Source organism: Lysinibacillus sp. FJAT-14222, from assembly GCF_001278875.1.
GTDB classification, from domain to species: domain Bacteria; phylum Bacillota; class Bacilli; order Bacillales_A; family Planococcaceae; genus Lysinibacillus; species Lysinibacillus agricola.
On the sequence record NZ_LIYL01000007.1, the window covers coordinates 56067 to 75358 of the forward strand.

20 protein-coding genes and 1 tRNA gene are annotated in these 19292 nt (G+C 38.8%); 7 read left to right on the forward strand and 14 right to left on the reverse strand.

What is annotated here, in order from left to right; translation table 11 throughout:
- Nucleotides 1-8: 8 nt before the first annotated feature.
- Nucleotides 9-677 (forward strand): AroM family protein, encoded by a 669-nt coding sequence (locus AN161_RS02835; RefSeq protein WP_241774479.1) that lies wholly within the window; start codon nt 9-11, stop codon nt 675-677.
- Nucleotides 678-720: 43 nt separating this feature from the next.
- On the opposite strand, the gene AN161_RS02840 is transcribed toward AN161_RS02835, so the two are convergent.
- Entirely contained in the window at nt 721-1038 is a 318-nt protein-coding gene (locus AN161_RS02840; RefSeq protein WP_053592873.1) for a hypothetical protein, read from the reverse strand.
- Between the two features lie 138 nt (nt 1039-1176).
- On the opposite strand from AN161_RS02840, the gene ytzI reads away from it, so the two are divergent.
- From ytzI to AN161_RS02850, 4 genes are all read left to right on the forward strand, one after another.
- Nucleotides 1177-1323: a YtzI protein gene (gene ytzI / locus AN161_RS28485; RefSeq protein ID WP_143114586.1), complete on the forward strand. Its 147-nt coding sequence runs from the start codon at nt 1177-1179 to the stop codon at nt 1321-1323.
- A 70-nt stretch (nt 1324-1393) separates the two neighbouring features.
- Nucleotides 1394-1555, forward strand: a complete 162-nt coding sequence (locus AN161_RS30090) for a hypothetical protein (protein WP_198926831.1) — start codon at nt 1394-1396, stop codon at nt 1553-1555.
- Entirely contained in the window at nt 1552-1785 is a 234-nt protein-coding gene (yidD, locus tag AN161_RS02845; RefSeq protein WP_053592874.1) for a membrane protein insertion efficiency factor YidD, read from the forward strand. Before AN161_RS30090 ends, yidD begins: the two co-directional genes overlap by 4 nt.
- 108 nt (nt 1786-1893) lie before the next feature.
- A complete protein-coding gene (locus AN161_RS02850; RefSeq protein WP_053592875.1) occupies nt 1894-2925 on the forward strand; it encodes a zinc ABC transporter substrate-binding protein in 1032 nt (343 codons plus the stop codon).
- Here the strand turns inward: AN161_RS02850 and AN161_RS02855 are convergent.
- The 8 genes from AN161_RS02855 to AN161_RS02885 form a co-directional block, all read right to left on the reverse strand.
- Complete coding sequence (locus AN161_RS02855) at nt 2908-4080, reverse strand: transglutaminase domain-containing protein (protein WP_053592876.1); 1173 nt, start codon at nt 4078-4080, stop codon at nt 2908-2910. The genes AN161_RS02850 and AN161_RS02855 overlap by 18 nt on opposite strands.
- Nucleotides 4081-4395: 315 nt before the next feature.
- Nucleotides 4396-4551, reverse strand: coding sequence for a hypothetical protein (locus AN161_RS29370; protein ID WP_158002957.1), 156 nt, complete (start codon nt 4549-4551; stop codon nt 4396-4398).
- Between the two features lie 603 nt (nt 4552-5154).
- Nucleotides 5155-6579: an o-succinylbenzoate--CoA ligase gene (locus tag AN161_RS02860; RefSeq protein ID WP_053592877.1), complete on the reverse strand. Its 1425-nt coding sequence runs from the start codon at nt 6577-6579 to the stop codon at nt 5155-5157.
- 457 nt (nt 6580-7036) lie between these two features.
- Nucleotides 7037-7855, reverse strand: a complete 819-nt coding sequence (gene menB / locus AN161_RS02865; RefSeq protein ID WP_053592878.1) for a 1,4-dihydroxy-2-naphthoyl-CoA synthase — start codon at nt 7853-7855, stop codon at nt 7037-7039.
- Nucleotides 7856-7919: 64 nt separating this feature from the next.
- Nucleotides 7920-8729 carry a 2-succinyl-6-hydroxy-2,4-cyclohexadiene-1-carboxylate synthase gene (gene menH, locus AN161_RS02870; protein WP_053592879.1) on the reverse strand — a complete coding sequence of 270 codons (810 nt, stop codon included), beginning with the start codon at nt 8727-8729 and terminating at the stop codon, nt 7920-7922.
- A complete protein-coding gene (gene menD / locus AN161_RS02875) occupies nt 8717-10441 on the reverse strand; it encodes a 2-succinyl-5-enolpyruvyl-6-hydroxy-3-cyclohexene-1-carboxylic-acid synthase (protein ID WP_053592880.1) in 1725 nt (574 codons plus the stop codon). Before menD ends, menH begins: the two co-directional genes overlap by 13 nt.
- Nucleotides 10434-11819, reverse strand: coding sequence for an isochorismate synthase (locus tag AN161_RS02880; RefSeq protein ID WP_053592881.1), 1386 nt, complete (start codon nt 11817-11819; stop codon nt 10434-10436). Before AN161_RS02880 ends, menD begins: the two co-directional genes overlap by 8 nt.
- A 112-nt stretch (nt 11820-11931) precedes the next feature.
- Nucleotides 11932-12219, reverse strand: a complete 288-nt coding sequence (locus tag AN161_RS02885) for a hypothetical protein (RefSeq protein WP_053592882.1) — start codon at nt 12217-12219, stop codon at nt 11932-11934.
- Between the two features lie 592 nt (nt 12220-12811).
- On the opposite strand from AN161_RS02885, the gene AN161_RS02890 reads away from it, so the two are divergent.
- Entirely contained in the window at nt 12812-13732 is a 921-nt protein-coding gene (locus tag AN161_RS02890; protein WP_053592883.1) for a 1,4-dihydroxy-2-naphthoate polyprenyltransferase, read from the forward strand.
- Nucleotides 13733-13757: 25 nt separating this feature from the next.
- On the opposite strand, the gene AN161_RS02895 is transcribed toward AN161_RS02890, so the two are convergent.
- The 4 genes from AN161_RS02895 to AN161_RS02910 all read right to left on the reverse strand — a co-directional run bounded on the left by AN161_RS02895 (nt 13758) and on the right by AN161_RS02910 (nt 17429).
- The gene (locus AN161_RS02895; RefSeq protein ID WP_053592884.1) at nt 13758-14684 is read right to left on the reverse strand and encodes a dipeptidase; all 927 of its coding nucleotides are present in this window, start codon (nt 14682-14684) and stop codon (nt 13758-13760) included.
- A gap of 45 nt (nt 14685-14729) precedes the next feature.
- The gene (locus AN161_RS02900; RefSeq protein ID WP_053592885.1) at nt 14730-15182 is read right to left on the reverse strand and encodes a TraR/DksA C4-type zinc finger protein; all 453 of its coding nucleotides are present in this window, start codon (nt 15180-15182) and stop codon (nt 14730-14732) included.
- 92 nt (nt 15183-15274) lie between these two features.
- Nucleotides 15275-16036: a MerR family transcriptional regulator gene (locus tag AN161_RS02905; protein WP_053592886.1), complete on the reverse strand. Its 762-nt coding sequence runs from the start codon at nt 16034-16036 to the stop codon at nt 15275-15277.
- A gap of 181 nt (nt 16037-16217) precedes the next feature.
- Nucleotides 16218-17429 carry a diaminopropionate ammonia-lyase gene (locus AN161_RS02910; RefSeq protein WP_053592887.1) on the reverse strand — a complete coding sequence of 404 codons (1212 nt, stop codon included), beginning with the start codon at nt 17427-17429 and terminating at the stop codon, nt 16218-16220.
- A 407-nt stretch (nt 17430-17836) separates the two neighbouring features.
- On the opposite strand from AN161_RS02910, the gene AN161_RS02915 reads away from it, so the two are divergent.
- Nucleotides 17837-18475 carry an NAD(P)H-binding protein gene (locus AN161_RS02915; protein WP_053592888.1) on the forward strand — a complete coding sequence of 213 codons (639 nt, stop codon included), beginning with the start codon at nt 17837-17839 and terminating at the stop codon, nt 18473-18475.
- Nucleotides 18476-19219: 744 nt separating this feature from the next.
- Here the strand turns inward: AN161_RS02915 and AN161_RS02925 are convergent.
- Nucleotides 19220-19291, reverse strand: a tRNA-Glu gene (locus AN161_RS02925).
- Nucleotide 19292 lies beyond the last annotated feature (1 nt).

The window sequence follows — 19292 nt, forward strand, 5'->3', positions numbered from 1 at the left end:
AAAAATTGGTGGAATCAAAAATCGCAATCGTCACAATTGGTCAAGCACCTCGCAAGGACATGGCCGCGGATATCAAACAATTAGAAAATGCTGGTTTACATGTCACAGAATTTGGTGTACTTGATTTACTGACGTCTTCAGAAATTGCAGCACTTGCTCCAACCAGTGAAGATTCAGATGTTTTAGTAACTCTTCTCGCAAATGGTGAGCAGATACAGCTAAGTAAAAAAAAGCTGATGCCTTTTATTCAGAAACGAATTTATGAACTTAAGGAATTTACTTGGGTTTTACTTATGTGCACAGGCGATTTTACTAACACATTATCTGGCAAAAATCTATTACTTCCTGACCGCATGATGACCTATTTAGTAAGAGGCATGAATGCTGATTTAACGCTCGGTTTGATTGGACCTGAGCCCGAGCAGCAAATTAGCGTTGCTGAGAAATGGCAAAAGTCACGATTTAATGTAACATTTGAGGCTAGTTCTCCTTATCGTTTTAACGAACAAGATTTATTGGCAAAGGCTAAGTCATTAGAAATACGCGGTGCCGAATTACTTATATTAGATTGTATGGGTTACTCTACTGCCATGAAAAATGTGATTAAAAACAAGCTTAGTATTCCTGTCATAGTACCACGAGAAGCTGTCTTTACTATTTTAAAAGCTATTTGTTAAAAGCAAAGGAGGGTCACTGAATTTTTTCAGTGACCCTCTACTTTTAGACACGTTTGTTGAAGTAAGGAAGCTGTTCCACAAATGCCTTTGTATCCGCATCCCCATATTCATGGACAAGTGCATAGATTTTTTTTAATCGCAAATCAATTTCATCATTTTCTCTATCAAGATGATATTGTATATATGGCAATTGTGCACGCCATGCATTCGAAATTTCTAACAGCTGCATTTGCTGAAAAATCTTTTCAAAGACGTCTAATGCTTGGCGATCTATATTGAGTTCAAAGTTCCACGGACCTGCATATGGATTTGTATAATACGTTCTATTGGCAAGTGAAAAATATACACGCTGACGCTCCATCTCTACAAAACACTCCTTTTTCCATAGTATGGAGGTAAAAGTGTTGTTTTATTCGCTGGAATGTCAAACTTCCTTCACAACTAAGTGAGATTATCTAATTTATAATAGATATGATGAACAAGGAACGGAGTGAATGCCATGAGTTTAATCACGCTTTTAGTTGTAGCAGCGATCATCGTTATTTTAGTAACGGTCGCGACTATTTTCAGTGTCAATCGTGCGTATGCTTTTAAACATACAGTTGATGACAAACCTAAGCAAAGCTTTCATCAAAATGATGACTAGTTCAATTTGTACATTTTTCACAGAGATTCTTTTATAATATTATTAACAAATAGAATTTGGAGTGAACGCAATGGGAGTACCATTACCAATAATAATTATGATTGCCATGATGATGCTAATGTTTGGCGTTTCTGTCATTGTCCTCTTGAAGAAAAAAGGCAATTTCTTTACACAGACTATCGATGCTAAGCCTGAGCAGGTCAACCCTCAACAAAAGGATAAACAAATATGAAATATCCCTTTATTTGGCTCATTAAGTTTTACAGAAAATTTATTTCACCGATGACGCCACCATCCTGTCGCTTCTATCCTACATGCTCGTCATATGGACTTGAAGCTTTTCAAAAGCACGGTGCAATTAAAGGGTTAATTTTAACCATTACGCGTGTATCTAAATGTCAGCCATTCCATCCTGGTGGCTTTGACCCTGTGCCTGAAAAATGGCCTTCGAAAAAGAATTAATTTTCGAAGGTCATTTTTTCTTGTACTTTTTATAAATGTGCGTTATTATAGAAACTGTTCTAAAAATTAAATCGTAACGATTACTATTTGAAAGAGGTATACTATAAGATGAAAAAAGTATTTTTGTTATTTTTAGTTGCAGTTCTTGCCCTATTCACTGCTGCCTGTGGGGATAAATCATCAACATCCAAACAGACAGAGACAAAGGATAAATTATCAATTTATACAACTGTCTATCCATTAAGTTATTTTGCACAACGAATTGGTGGCGATTTTGTAGAGGTTTCTTCTATTTACCCTGCTGGCGCCAATGAACACACATTTGAGCCAACACAAAAGGATATGATGAATTTAGCAGATGCTAATATATTTTTCTATATTGGCTTAGGGCTAGAAGGCTTTGTTGAAAATGCCAAAAAAACTCTAGCCAAAGAAGATGTAACAATGGTTGCAACAGCAGATCAAGTTTCAGATGAACAATTAGCTGTGAGCACTGGTCACACACATGATGATGAAGAAGAAGCACATCATGATCATGAACATGCTACAACTGAAGAAGAGCATAGCCACTCTGAAGACGAGCATGGACATGATGATCATGATCACGGTAATGTAGATCCACATGTTTGGCTATCACCAATTATCAGTCAAGATTTAGCACTTTCCATTAAAAACACTCTAGTTGAAAAAATGCCAGAACAAGAAGCTACATTTACAGCTAACTACGAGGCACTGGTAAAAGAACTACAAGATTTAGACAACGAGTTTAAAGCAATGGCTAATAAAGCGCAAGAAAAGACGTTCTTCGTATCACATGCAGCATTTGGCTATATCGCAGGTCAATATGGCCTAAAGCAACTTCCAATAGCCGGTTTAAACTCACAAAATGAGCCTTCTCAAAAGGAACTAACGGCAATTGTTGATAAAGCAAATGATTTGCACATTCACTATATTTTATTCGAGCAAAATGTCTCTTCTAAATTAGCCGAGGTCATCCAAAAAGAGGTTGGAGCAGAGTCGCTTGTCTTGCATAATTTAAGCGTTTTAACAGCGGATGATGTTAAAAATAATGAAACTTACTTCACCCTTATGAAGAAAAATATTCAAACTTTAGATACTGCTTTAAACGCTCACAAATAAATGAGTAAGGAGGTGCCCCGAAATCGTATGGGACACCTCCTTTATTATGACGTACTTTTCTTGTGGCATTCGTTTTTCCATTCTATAAATACTCGTTAGCCTTTTTTTCTTTTGCACAGCATGATGTGTTATCTTTCGGTTACCCTTTACTTGGGCTACATTACTTTCTAAAATGATAGGCTCCCATTCATTTAGTTTCAACTGAACAGAATTATCGCTTTTATTACCTTTTAAAAGCTGTGTAGGCTGTTTTATTATTTGTTTATTTTTAGCTAAAATGAACTGCCCTTTATCAAAGGTAAAATGACTATCCAACATTGGTTTTGTAAGAACTTCAACCTTACTCGTTTTTTGTAAATCAATATAGGCTTCGCTTGTAGCAGCTGGGAAACTTGCATAGTCCCAAGAGTGATCCTGTGCTAATTGGCGATCAGACACTAAAAAATAATTATAACGCACCTCACCCTTACGATCAGGCAATGGATCATCCCATGTAACGTCGATATGATACCATGCATTATCAAGCTTCACTAAGACCCAAGCATGTAGTTGTTCCCCTACTTTTCCTGGTACATATTGTACCTCAAAGCCTAGCATCTCTAGCATTCGATAAAGCACTAGAGCATATGCCTGACAGACTCCCTTGTTTTCCGTAAGCAATGTGTAGGGAGAATATTGACTTCCTTTCGTTTCCTTTGAATATTCAGTAGATAGAACGATAAAATCATGTGCAGCCTGTATTTTTTGCAATTCACTTAGTCCATGCATAGGTGCAATAATATTCGTCAAAGACTGTTCTACAAATGCCTCCTCTTCCTGAGAAATATGATAAGTAAACTCAAATCTAATGACAATATTATTGGTATAGCCTTCATATTTCCATTTAAAACTAGAAAGATTGGCGTAAACATATGGATCTTGAATAGCATGTTTAATTAGCTCTGATAGTTCATCTTTTATTTCGGACGTATTACCAGTATAACGAATGTCAAATTCAGTAGATAATTGCATGACTTGTTTTTGAATTAGATGTTGTAGTGTTTCTATTGAATTAGCAGTTGCAATATTCTTTTCTTCATAGTTTGCGAATACTTGCACATGACTCATTTGTAGAGCGAATAATATAATGACAACATTATATATATATTTTCTCATATGAGTCATTCTCCTTTACTAACTAGTTTATGCCTTTCATTTCTTATTATGTTAATGAATGATTAATTTAATCCTAAAAGTTTACTAAAAATGACTTATCGATTATGCCTCGGCATAACTGCGTCCAGAATCGGCTTTGTGCTTGCACAAAGCACTCCTTTCCGATTCCGTGACATCCGCTGAAAGAAGTTAAAACGAATAAAGAGGTGGAACAAAAAGAAAAATGTTAGACCAAGATATAATCGATCTAACATTTTTTTGATTTAAATGGGGAAATTCACTTTGATGAAGCAGAAAAGTTATTATCTCTTTTCGCTATTTTTCTAAATAAACGAGTTCTGTCCCAGCCTCTGCATAGTGTTGAAAAAATGAAATTAAATAAAGTATGGTTCTTCTGCAAAACGAGGGGTTGATTTCCGTTCCGACTGGGCGCTTTGTTGCTGTCGCTTTGCTTTCGCACAGATAAAACATTGTCGCTGACGCTACGCTTTAAAACATTGTCGCTGACGCTTCGCTTTCGCACAGAAAACATCCGCTGCGCTGCAGGGTCTCATCTGTGACTCTGATCAAAGGCACTGAAAAACTAAAGAAATTCATTTTTTATATTATAAATCTATCTTTTGTTGGATTTAGAAACTCAAAAAAGTCGATTTGCATCACATTTTTGTGGCAAATCGACTTTTTCAGTGTCCTCGACGCTGATCCCCGAGGGGTCGCCCAGTCGGAACGAAGATCAACTAATTCACTTAGCATATCACTCTAATATAGTGATAAAAGCGAAACTTCAGTATCAAGTTTTTTGTTCGAAACCGAAGCAGTAATAGCAGATGTACAATCACCCAACTGCTATAAGTCACTTCTGTTCGATGATGGAAAGTAGCTATATCGTTCACTTTTGAAACGCATAAATTTTATAAAAGTTCTACACTATTGTTGATTGGAGTGGAAGGCTACTCGAGTGCTCCTGTCGCAGAGCAAAGTGAAGCGGCAGCAACAAAGTGAGTAGCCTGGAACGGAAATCACTCTCATTTAAGCGCCTAAACATTCATAAAGGTTTGCTTTATCATTTTGTTATTAGTTTATTAATTTTCTACGAAGTAGCTTATTGGCACCGTTTCGAGGAAGCTCGTCCGTAACAATAATTTCTTTTGGTATTTTATATTTAGCGAGCTTCTTTTGACAAAATGCCTGTATTTGCTCTACTTGTACTTGTTCTTTTAATACAACAAAGGCGATTGGTACCTGGCCCCACTCATCATCATCGATGCCACATACTCCCGCTTCCTTGACTGCAGGATGAGTAAGTAACACATTTTCAATTTCAGCAGGATAAATATTTTCGCCACCTGAAATAATTAAATCAGCCCGACGATCAATAACAAACAAATAACCCTCTTCATCCATATAGCCAATATCACCAGTATGGAGCCAGCCATCAATCGTCACTTCTTTTTCGGCAAAACGGCCAATATACCCTGGTGTTACATGTGGACCACGTATGCAAATTTCTCCTTCACCATTGGCATTCGGCTCAGCAATGCGAATTTGATTAAAAAATAATGGTTTTCCCGCTGAACCAATTTTCTGCATCGCATCTTCATTTGCTAATGTTGCCGTTTGTGACGAAGTTTCAGTCATCCCATACGTTTGAGCTACAGCTAAATTTAATGCATGAGCTCGCTTTAAATAATCCACTGGCACAGGTCCACCACCTGCTAGCATCATTTTAAATTTCGATGAGGCTTGTGCATTTTTTTGTTCAAGTGTATGTAGAATTCTTTCTAATGTCACTGCAACCACAGACATATGTGTGACATCGCCATCGATAATATTTTGTGAAATGGCTTCTACATCAAACTGATCATATAAATGCACTTTATTGCCATACAATAGCGAGCGCACTAAAATAGAAAAGCCGCTAATATGAAATAAAGGCACTGCACATAGCCAAGCATCATCAGCCTGCAAACCTATATTAAGAACTGAGGCTGTTGCACTTGCCTGATGATTGCCAACTGTTTGACGAACACCCTTTGGAAAGCCAGTCGTACCAGATGTATACATAATCGATGTTGTTTGATTTAAAGACCATTCTTTCGTAATATCAATAGCCGATTCTGTACTTTTTTCTATAGCAGAAAATAAATGACAAGTCGTATGTAATGGTAATTTTTCTACATCCTCATCTGCAATTAATACTGCCGCTGCCTCTGAATCCTCTAGCTGATAGGCTATTTCAGCCTGTGATAGCCTACGATTTAGCATGACCATTTCACATTGTAAATGCATACATGCGTACATCGTGATGACAAGGGTAGGCTTACTCGGCCCCATTATTGCAATACGGTCTCCTTGCTTAATTCCTAGTGCTGTTAGTTGACGTGCTCGCTTTAAAGATAAATCATTTAATTTTTGAAATGTCCAAGTTTGTCCATTATATGTTAAACCGTTTCGTAACGGTGTTAAATACGCTCGCTGTAAAATCCAATTTGGATACATCTGTTATCCCTCCGATCAACCTTAATCTTACCGCTTCATCGTAACATTCGTCTATCCGTCGCTCTTACAATTCTTTCCGTCGCCCTAGCGTTTCATTCCGTCGCTTTGATCAGTCTATCCGTCGTTTCGGCAATTCTTTCCGTCGCTTTGATCAGTCTATCCGTCGCCTCGGCAATTCTATCCGTCGCGGCCTGTCTATCCGTCGCTCTTACAATTCTTTCCGTCGTCCTAGCGTTTCTTTCCGTCGCTTTGATCAGTCTATCCGTCGTTTCGGCAATTCTTTCCGCTTCGGCCTATCTATCCGTCGCCCTAGCGCTTCTTTCCGCCGCCCGGATTTGCCTTTCCGCCGCTCTGACAAAACTATCCATCGCTCTAAAAAAGTTATCCGTCTCGTCCCTCCAGACATACAAAAAGCTCGTATCTCATAAAGATACGAGCCGTTCAACGTTTCAGATAATCAAGGGAATCTTGGGAACTGACCGAAATCTGGTTGACGTTTTTCTTTAAATGCGTCACGACCTTCTTTAGCTTCATCTGTTGTGTAGTAAAGAAGAGTAGCGTCGCCAGCCATTTGTTGAAGACCTGCTAAACCGTCTGTATCTGCATTCATTGCTGCTTTTAAGAAGCGTAGAGCAGTTGGTGACATTTGTAGCATTTCTTCACACCATTGTACAGTTTCATCTTCTAATTGCTCATAAGGAACAACTGTGTTAACTAATCCCATATCAAGTGCTTGTTGTGCATCATATTGACGGCAAAGGAACCAAATTTCACGCGCCTTTTTATGACCGATAATACGTGCAAGATAGCCTGAGCCATAACCAGCATCGAATGAACCAACTTTTGGTCCAGTTTGTCCAAAGCGAGCGTTATCAGCCGCAATTGTTAAGTCACAGACAACGTGTAAGACGTGTCCTCCACCGATTGCATAACCTGCAACCATCGCTACTACAGGTTTTGGAATAACACGGATTAAACGTTGTAAATCAAGAACGTTTAGACGTGGGATCTCATCTTCACCAACGTAGCCGCCATGACCGCGTACTTTTTGGTCTCCACCTGAACAGAAGGCATGCTCACCTTCACCAGTTAAAATGATAGCTCCAATATTTTTATCATCACGTGCACGTGAAAAAGCATCGATCATTTCCATTACCGTTTTTGGTCGGAATGCGTTGCGCACTTCTGGACGGTTAATCGTAATTTTTGCGATACCGTTATAAAACTCATACTTAATGTCTTCATAAGTATGTAAACTAGTCCATTGACGTGTCATTGAATTGCCTCCTAATAATTATATTCGTCTCGTTCATAATCGAGGCGGTAACGTAAAAATATGATTACGTTAAATACTCCTCTACTATTGTAGCAAAATCAGCGGGATTTTCCACATGAATTGCATGTCCTGCGTCATTTACTGTCGTATGCTTGGCATTTTTTAATAACGCTTTCATTTCTAGTGCAATTTTACAAAATTTTTCATCGAGTGAGCCTGTAATTAAAAGAACAGGAAATTCAAGCTTCTCCAACGACATCCAATTTGATGGCTGACTGCCTGTACCAATGCCTCGTAAGCTACCTGCCAAGCCTTCCTCCTTCTGAGAAAGTCGTTCTGACCGAATAGCCTCTTGTACATTTTGTGGTAAACGCTTTTGGGACTCAAACAAAGGAATGTTCTCCCATGCATTAACAAATGATAACAAACCGTTACTAATTATTTTTTCAGCTAGTGCGTTATCCCTCTCACAACGTTCAGAACGCTCCTTGGAAGTCTGTAAACCTGGAGAAGCACTTTCTAAAATTAGCTTTTCAATACGTTCAGGGTAGGAAATTGCATACGATAATGCAACTCTTCCTCCCATTGAATAGCCTAGCAGCGCAAATTTCTTTAGCTGTAGTTGGAAAAAAACTTCCTCTAAATCTTGGATTTGTTCTTGCATAGAGAAGCGACTAATTTGCTGAGGTACAGCTGTTTGACCATGTCCAATTAAATCAATGGCAATAACTCGTACATTCGGCAGAGCTTTCGCTAAATATCGCCACGTAGCTGTACTCCCTGTAAAACCATGTAAGGCAACGAGCGTTTGCTCCGCTTCTTCATTCCAGATTTCCACGTACGTTTCAAGCTCTCGAACCATTAGCTTTGCCATGCTTTTAACCCTGCATTAATGAGATTCCAAAGTGCCCGATGCGCATAAACATTTTCCTCTCGATCTGTGAAAATTTCGAATAAGCGTAATGGTCGTTTTTTTATTGAAGCAAACTTTTCCGATAGCTCTGAAATATCGTCTACGCGGATATAGTCCATATCGTACATATTGGCAATATCATGGAATTTAAGGGCAGTTGGCGTGCCAAATAAATCTTCATAATGTGCCTCAACTGTCGATTGTGGTAAATAAGAGAAAATACCGCCGCCATCATTATTCATGACAATTATTGTCAGGTTGCATTCCTGGTATCTTGACGCAATAAGACCGTTGATATCATGTAAAAAGGCTAAATCGCCAATAAGCAAGTAAGTTTCACGGTTATTCCCTTGACTAAAACCCATTGCTGTTGATACGACGCCATCAATACCATTCGTTCCACGATTCGCAACAATACGAATATCCTTCGGTGACGCCATTAAAAACGTATCAATATCACGCACGGGCATACTGCTACTAACAAAAATATCACTGCCATTAGGGATTATTTTCAGTAATCGACTTACCATTGCTCCCTCATCGATTGCACCCTTAGAATAGTGTTCAATATACTCTAATGCAATATCATTGGCATCTTGCCACTCCGCTAAATACTCTGCCTCTAATGCTGTTTCAGAGATTTCTAATTGCGTGAGCCACTCACCAATACTTGCATGAATAAAATGAGTAGACACGCCTGTAGAATCACGGAACATCGGATCTTCATCAACAACAATATAAGCATCAGGCTGAGATTTTGTAATAAATTGCATAATAAATTTTGAAACAGGCTGTGCTCCCAAACGTAGTACCGTATCTGGTTCAACTAATGCTTTAAAATCTTCACTCTTCATAATTGCATCATATGTTGTGATAATATATGGCAAACAATCCTCTGGGACCGATGCCCTCATATTGGATAAACTCTCGACAATGACCGGCCATTTTAATTGGCGAACAAACTCCCACATGATTGTTAAATCTGCACCAAGTGCTAGCTCACCAATAATAACAAAGCCTCTTTTGGTTGCACTTAAAATCCCTGATAGCTCCTGCTGTGTAGCTTTAGAAGGCATTAACTGGGCCATACTACTATGCTTAAATGTTGCCTCTGGAAGCTCATCTCGAAAATCAATCAACAAAGGTTCTCGGAACGGTACATTAATATGAACTGGTCCAAACGGTGCGCTCATTGCAATTGCTATCGCCCGTGCGATATGGCGCTCGATAAACGGTAGTGTCGGTGCTGCATCATCTGCTAGCGGGAAATCCACGCTCCATTTGACATGCGTGCCATATAAATTTGGCTGATCAATAGCCTGTGGTGCACCCACCTCTCGCAATTCATGTGGACGATCAGCTGTGATCACAATTAACGGTACACGAGCATAGCTTGCCTCAACAATGGCAGGAAAATAGTTTGCTGCAGCTGTTCCTGATGTACATAAAAGAACTACAGGTTTTGCTGTGGCCTTTGCAATTCCTAGCGCAAAAAAGGCAGCCGATCGCTCATCAACCTGACGATACATATTGAGCTGTTTCGTTGAAGCAAATGCATAAGCTAGAGGCGTCGAACGTGAGCCTGGACTAACAACAACGTTTTCTACACCAACTTGTACTAATGATGCTACCATTTTATAAACATAGTCCGTTAAAATTTTCCGTTCACTCATGTAATTGTCCTCCTAGCGCACGAAGCATCGGACGGAATTTCACTAATGTTTCCTCATATTCAGATTGTGACTCTGAATCTGCAACAATACCGCCACCAGCGTATAAATAGGCTTTATCCTTTAGTAAAGCAGCCGATCGAATGGCCACTGCAAATTCCCCATTGCCTTCAGCATCTAACCAACCAATTGGAGCGGCGTAAAGTCCACGATTCATTGGCTCATACTTACGTATAGCTGCCATCGCTTCATTCCTTGGCACACCACCTAAAGCTGGCGTTGGATGTAAAGACTTTGTCAGTTGTAAAATGGTTGCCTCACTATTTAACTGACCTTCAACGGGTGTATATAAATGTTGTATATCTCTAATCTTTAGTAGACGGGGGCCATCTGGTATTTTCATCTCAACACAATTTTTACGGAAAGTCTCCGCAATCATATCGACAACGTATTGATGTTCGCCGCCATTTTTCGAATCATTTAATAAGCTTTGTCCATATGCTTCGTCTTCCTCAGCTGTCTTACCACGTTTAATAGAGCCCGCAACACAAGATGAAAAGGCGCGGCCCTTTTCTACTTTTACAAGACGTTCAGGGGACGCACCAAAGAACAATAAATCTTGACGCTCTAAACCAAATAAATAGCTCTCTGGCTGTTCATGAATAATATGTGATAGTACCTGTGGTGAAGAAACTTGTTCTTTAAACTGCAATGCCAGAGACCGTGCAATAACGACTTTATCTGCCTTCTTCTGCTTAATCAATGCTGTTACTTGGTCAATCGAAGCTAAATATGGCTCCTTATATGGCTCGAAATAACTTGTTATTTCAGGCTTTGAATACGTTTTCACTTCTTTTACCTGAGCAGCATGAATTAAATGATCCCGCTCTTTACGCAATGCTTCAAATTGAGCCTCTGCCTGCTGATTTTTTGTAATAAGATGAATGCTTACAAACGCTTTGTCATCACGTATGACAAGCTGATATGTTGCTAGTGCAAAATAAGCCTCTGGAAAGCCTGTCCACTCACCATCTACATTATTTTGTGGATCAAATGTGAATCCACCAAACAAAATTGGCTGTAATTCGCTCTGCCCTTTTACACATTTTTTCGTTAAACTTTTCCATTCCGCTTCTACTGCATCGAAGCGATCATTTTTGGCGTTATTTTGAATTGTATAGGCATGTCCTAGCCCTACTAATGTCATTGTTTTTTCTCTATTTTGCCAATAAAATCGTTCACCTTTATAACACTCCTCGCCCGCTGCATAAAATGCAAGCGCCGATAAGCGACTTACTTCAATTGTTTCCATATAAAAATGAAGGCTTTGGCCCAAAGAGTCCACTTCTACCTCTGTGGCTTGGTACCACTTCTGTTGCATGAAAATTACCTCCGTTGTTGCAATGTACATAATGAATGACGCACGGTATGTTTTGTACTCGCTCTACACTTTCAGTCATAAACATCAACTGCTTTGGCTTTTCTTTGGATCCTCACCAAAACGTGTGGTTGATTTCCGTTCCGACTGGGCGCTTTGTTGTTGCTGCCGCTTCGCTTTCGCACAGATAAAACATTGTTGCTGTCGCTTCGCTTTCGCACAGATAAAACATTGTTGCTGTCGCTACGCTTTCGCACAGACAAAACAATTGCTGTCGCTTCGCTTTCGCAAAGCTTCCTGGGGGCGTCCGATGAGCCGCTTGGGCCAACACGATGTTGGTCACGAAGGCGTTATCACAGGACGTGATGGTTTTAGCCTTGCTTCCTCTATCGCTAATCCCCAAGGAGTCGCCCAGCCTCCACTCCAATCAACTTATTTACATAGTAGACGTTTTAACAAATGTCATCCAAATTTTTGGTGATGAACCTTTTCTTTAGAACAAATTGACCAAAACTTTGCATAATGACATGAGCATTTGTACTTTTTCACATCATATTTTTTTCTTAAAATAGCCGTCATTTTTATTTGCTAGTCTATTCTTCGTACTGTTGCTTTTATCTTAATTATTGTTTTCAGTTCATAAATGCATGTTCTATTGTATCATTTTTTTTAACTTCTTTCAGCAAATGTCCTTTGTACCGAAAGCGTAGCGACAGGTACAGAAGTCTCCCTCCTCAATAGGTGGTGAGTTGAATGCGGATTTAAGCTACTTTTCAGCGGGTGTCCAAACAGCCGCTGAAAGAAGTTAAAAGCTCCAGCGGATGTCACGGAATCGGAAAGGAGTTCTTTGTGCAAGCACAAAGCCGATTCCGGACGCAATTATGCCAAGGCATAATTGATATGAACTGTATGTAATAAGCTGTGAACCTACCCAATTTCTCATTCTTCGTATAAAATAAGAAGAGTCAACAACATTTGAAGGAGAGAAAGACCTTATGACCAAAGTCATTGAAGCTGATAGGGGTTTTAAAGTTTGGTGGCATTTAACACGCCCACATACTTTAACCGCTTCATTCGTTCCGGTATTTTTAGGAACATCAATTGCTCTAGCAATTGAAAAACAAACAATAGATTTTGGACTATTTTTTGCTATGCTTATTGCAAGTATGCTTATACAAGCAGCAACAAATATGTTCAATGAATATTACGATTACAAACTAGGATTAGACAATGAACATTCTGTCGGTATCGGCGGAACGATTGTGCGTCACGGTGTTCAACCAAAAACAATTATGATGATCGCCTTAAGCTTCTATGCAATCGCTATGCTGCTTGGCATTTACATATGTGCCTCAACCTCTTGGTGGCTTGCTGCTGTCGGGCTAGTTTGTATGCTTATTGGTTTTTTATATACTGGAGGACCTTACCCAATAGCCTATTCACCATTCGGAGAACTTGTATCTGGCGCTGTTATGGGAATGGGTATTGTCTTAATCGCCTTTTATATTCAAACGCTTACAGTGACATTTGATGCTGTTTTGCTTTCAGTGCCAAGTATGATTTTAGTCGGTGCCATCATGCTGTCTAATAATATCCGTGATATTGTTGGCGATACAGAGGGTGGTCGAAAAACACTTGCTATTTTAGTAGGTCGAGATAATGCCATTTCTGTGCTATCTGGTTTTTTCATCGTTTCGTATTTATGGGTAATCGCTCTTGTAGCAATTGATGGTATTACCTTTTGGGCTCTAATCATTTTCTTATGTGTTCCAAAGCCACTTCGTGCGATTCAAATTTTCCGCGATAAAAAAGAAGCCAAAGAAGTTATGCCTGCGATGAAATTTACAGCGCAAACAAATACATTCTTCGGCTTCCTCCTAGGAATAGGATTATTAATTCAATATTTCTTTTATTGAGTTACATCTTAAAGATGCAGCAGCCTTAACAGTTTGCTGCATTTTTTACATAACGTCGAAAATTATTACTTGCAATACCACGAACTTCTTCGATTGAGAAATGTTCACATAACGCCTCTAACAAATTTTGTGCCTCTCCTGCGTGTGCTAATCCTTTTACAGTAGCATCTATTCCGTCAAAGTCTGAACCTAATCCAAGGTGCTCAACCCCTACTACATTTCCTAGATGCTTCACATGCGCTACTAGATCATCCATCGTAGCATTGTCATGGATAAAAGGCGGGTAGTAAACGACATGAATATGCCCTCCATGCTCGACAAGTGCTTTTGCCTGAGCGTCCGTTAAATTTCTTGGATGATCACAAATTGCACGTGCATTACTATGGCTCGCAATTATATGCTTCGCTAGTGGCAAGACATCCCAGAAGCTCTGTTCATTTAAATGTGAAACATCGATAATAATATCTCTCTCATTTAGCAAGTTTACAACCTCTTCACCAAATGATTTTAAGCCAAGACTTGGATCCTGTTCAGCACCATGAGCTACAGCGTTTTCTTCATTCCATGTTAGTCCAACAAGCTTCACTCCTGCATCTAATATTGATGAAAGCTTAGCTAAATCATCACCGATTGGACCACAGCCCTCTAAGCTTAGAATGGCGCCAATTTCATGCGGGGCTAAAGTATCTAATTGCGACCAATCAGTAATATGCACCATGCCCTCAGTTTGTAATACATGTGTATGAAAGGCTTCAATTTGGCGCACTGCCTCTAAAAATTGCATACTTTGCGGAATTTTAGGATTAATAAAAATAGCAAATACTTGTGCCTTCACTTGCCCTAATTGTAATCTCCCTCGATTGGCTTGCAACCGTACATCATCTTCAAATTTTGCTGCTTCTAAAGTTGTTAATTTCAATAGAGCATCACAGTGTAAATCAATTATGTCCATATTCTCACCCCATACAGCTATTATACTGCCTGTGAGTGAAAATGCTTACCAACTTTTATCTTGAGGTGTATCAGAAGAGCCAAATTCCTCAAGTTCTATGAAATCATCCGATTTTGGCGTAGCAGACAAAATATCTTCTTCCACTGGTCTTAAATTGTCTTCTTTTTTCTCCGCATGCTCAACACATGTTAATGCTTCTGGCTTAGCTTCTAAGCGACCAATAGGAATCTCTTCCCCACATACAGCGCATTTACCATACGTACCGTCCTCCATCGCTTGTAGTGCAGCCTTTATTTCCTCAGCATGGTCACCGCGGTGCTCATCAATCACCATTTCGGTTAACTTATCCGTTAAGTCACTCGCATTGTCAGCAGGGTGATTATCATAATTAGACAGTTCTGTCGCTTGAGGCAACTCTGTTTCTTCAATTTGTTGTTCTATTTCCTGTAGCTCCTGCTCTAATTGCTTTTTTAATTTTTCCATTACTTGTGGGTTCAAAAAAATCTCCTCCTCATGCCTTCATTTTTTCCTAAATTAATATTTCTAAAACATGAAAGCATGAAGATGGATCACTTATTTTTTTGTATAATTTACGCCAAAGCGAAATTCATTATGGCATCATGTAAAAATTGTGCTGCTCCCTCAGAAACACGCTCATCGTAATAAGCTGTAAAGCGTTCGTCTGCTATATACATCTGTGCTATACCTGCATGCGCCTCCTTGGAATATTGTGACCATGAAAAGCTTAGCCAACGCTTATGAAGCTCCGCTACCTCCATAGCCACATCATTTTTTGTATTACCGATTGCCATCGCTTCTTTTAAACGATTAAATAATTGCTGTTCTAGCTGCTGCATTGCCTCATACTGTTCTTCTGTCATATTCATTAACTTAGCATTCGATGCTTCAACTGTTTTGTTACCATATTCCGCACGAATTTCTTGACCATATTGCTTTTCATTTTCCTCGATTAGTTTCTCTTTAAATCCATTAAATTTCTCTTCATTTGTCATTGGTTGTTCCTCCTCAATAGATTGAATTGTTTTTTCCACTGTTTGTACTATTTTTTCAAGCTGCTCCTTGCGCTTCAATAAAGCGGCATGATGCGTTTTTAGTGCCTCTTTATGTTGGAAATCCGGAGCTTGAATAATTTCCTGAATCGTTGCTAACTTCATATCTAATGCTCTATAAAATAAAATTTGCTGGAGCATATCAACCTCAAATTGTCCATAAAATCGATAGCCTGCTTCATTGGTTCTTGCCGGCTTCAGTAATCCAATTTCATCGTAATAACGCAGTGTTCTTGTGCTAACCCCAGACAATTGAGCGAGTCCTTGAATTGTATATTCCATACTTTTTCACCTCCACTAATGCTACTGTAAATCTTTACGCAACGTTAAAGTCAACAAAAAAATCAATTAAAATTTGGCTCCTCACCATAACGAGGGGTTAATTTCCGTTGCGACTAGGGGGCATGTGAATGAAAAAAGCAAACTAGAACATTTCATTGTCACTAGTTTGCTATTTCTTCAATTAAATTTTTGCATACTTGCCATGCCACACAATATTTCTGTAGTTCTCTACATCTGTGTCACCTTCCGTGTTAATAAACAATACTCGAGAATTTTCATCTAATTGTAATGTATCCTTCAGTTCTGTATATTGCTCATTCGTCATCAATTCATAAAAACATCCGACTGGGGCAGCTCCCGATTCTCCAGCAATAATTCGGGCATCTGTTGCTAGTGGATTCCCAAGAATGCGCATACCTGTTGCAGCAACTTCCTCATCACAGCAAATACTCACCTTTGTATAAGTCTTTAATAGATCCCAAGCAAGTGGATTCGGCTCACCACAAGCAAGACCTGCCATAATTGTTTGCATCTCTCCACCAACCGTTACAAACTGCTCAGCTCCCGCCTTAAAACTTTCATAATAGCAATTCGCTACAAAAGGCTCAACTAAGACAAATGTAATCTTTTGTTCATAATATTGTTGTAAGAAAGCTACAACTGCACCTGCAAAAGATCCAACCCCAGCTTGTAAAAATACATGGGTAGGTGCTTTTTCCAACTGCAGAGCGGCTTCTTTTACTAGTGTTGTATAGCCCTGCATAATCCACACTGGAATTTCCTCATAGCCTTCCCACATCGTATCCTGAATAACAACCCAGTCATTTTCTTTTGCTAGTTGTGAAGTATAACGAACTGTATCATCATAATTCATTGTCGTTATTTCAGCATATGCACCCTCATTTTTAATATTTTGCAGGCGCTCTTCTGCACTACCAGCAGGCATATAAATGCGAGCTTTCAAACCAAGCTCTCTAGCAGCCCAAGCCACTCCACGACCATGATTGCCATCTGTCGTTGAAATAAACGTTAAGTCCCCTAGCAGCTCCCTTACTTCTAATGATTTAAGCTGCTCAAACGATAGCTCATCTATATTCCTACCTAACTTTTTGGCGGCGTACTGCCCAATTGCATAAACACCACCTAATACTTTGAATGCATTCAAGTTAAATCGATAAGATTCATCTTTTACAAAAATACTTTGTACTCCAACTAACGAAGCAAAAGCATCTAAGCTCCGTAAAGGTGTGCTTTCAAATTTCTCATATGTACGCTGAAATCTACCAACACGATTTACTTGTTCCAGTGAAAAATTACGTAGAAAAGGCACTACTTGTTCTACGTTCTTCTGTATCAAATATTGTTGGTTGTTAGCCCATATTAATTTTCCCATCCATATCCCCCCAGTTTTTGCTCTATCATCATCTTAGCTTATAGAACCACAAAACAAAATACCATCCATGCCGATATTACATAAATTAGGCTCATCACCAAAAGTTGTGGATGACATTTGTTAAAACGTATGACATTTAAATGTTTTCTGTAGCGAAAGCAAAGCGACAGCTACAATTACGCCAAGGCGAAATTGATATAAGTTGATTGGAGTGGAGGCTGAGTGACTCCTTGAGGATTAGCGTCACAGATGAGACCCTGGAGCGAGTAAAGCGGCTCATCGGACACCCCTAGGAAATCAACCACACGTTATGGTGATGATCCATAAATTAGTAAAAAAAGAAAAACCCGAAACTTATTGATGAGGCTTGTCGTATATCTACTATTATATTTATTTGGAGGTATATAATGGATAGCCCATATAAGATAGCTATAATTGGAGGAACAGGGAAAGTAGGAAGACATATCGCAGCTCATGCAATACAGAAAGGTTATCATGTTCGGATGCTTGTTAGAAATCCGGAAAAGTTACTATATAAAGATGAAAAAATTGAGATAGTGCAAGGGCAAGTACAAGATATCAATAGCATCCAAGAACTTCTTAAAGATTGTAAAGTTGTTATCAATACATTTGGTCAACCAACTAAAGAGGAACCTATGTATAGCAAAGTTACTCATAATATTTTTAATGTGATGAAAGATTTAAACATTAGTCGTTATATCGGTGTTTCGGGTGGTTCTCTTACGATTAATGAGGACAAAAAAAGCATTATGAATCGTTTTGGAGCAAAGTTGTTTGATGTTTTCTTTTCCAAAATGATGCAGGATAAAAAATTGGAATGGGAATTTTTATTAAATAGTAAACATATCAAATGGACATTAATTAGATTGCCGTTTGTAAAAGATAACTTAACATCCAATCATATAAAGGAAAACCTCACTGATATGCCTGGTACAAAAATTACTAATCAAGATATAGCCACTTTTATCATTGATCATATAGATCATACACAGTACGTGCACAAAGCACCGTTTATCTCCCATTAATTTAATAGCAATAAAATGACATATGAAAATAGCATGCTGAGATTATATCTTGCATGCTATTCTTTATAATGTGATTTTTATTTTAAATCAAATATTATGTCTGATGAAATTCTGTTTAACCTCTTTAATTCATCTTTGTACTGTAATTATTTGGGAAGTGAAATCTAACTTATTCCCACTGAAATCCATAATAGTATTATAAGGCGAAGCTTGAATCGTAACAGTTCTACCGTTTTCAATAATCAACGCTCTATTATTGCCTTGTGGATAGTAGGCACTTGCTGCTACCGATGAGCCCTTCAGAATAACATCAAAATCCATACTATTAACGTTTATTACTCACTGAAAACAAGCTCTATTGTAGGTTGATCTTTTACGATATGAATATCACTTTGAGATGGTTTTTTATCTCTGATCGCTCAGCGAAATAGTAGGACGGGCTATTCGCATCCTACATGAAAGACTACCAAAAGGTGCTATCTTACTGCAACACGAATCGTGGAAAGGAATTTAGCTGTTTTCAAGTGTTAGAGGAAGAATTGATTGATTTCTATATTGTAGCTGCCTATTCTTCTCGGCAGCTTGGAAGTAATGAGAGTGGGAATAACTTACTTCGTGCGCTCATAGAAAAACTATTTTGATAAGATATTAGAGGAAGTATTAAAAGCTGAAATAAGTTAAACTAATTTACCAAAGTATCAAAAAAGTGCAGTAGATGTAAATTACATCTACTGCACTTCAGTATGACCCGTACGGGATTCGAACCCGTGTTACCGCCGTGAAAGGGCGGTGTCTTAACCACTTGACCAACGGGCCA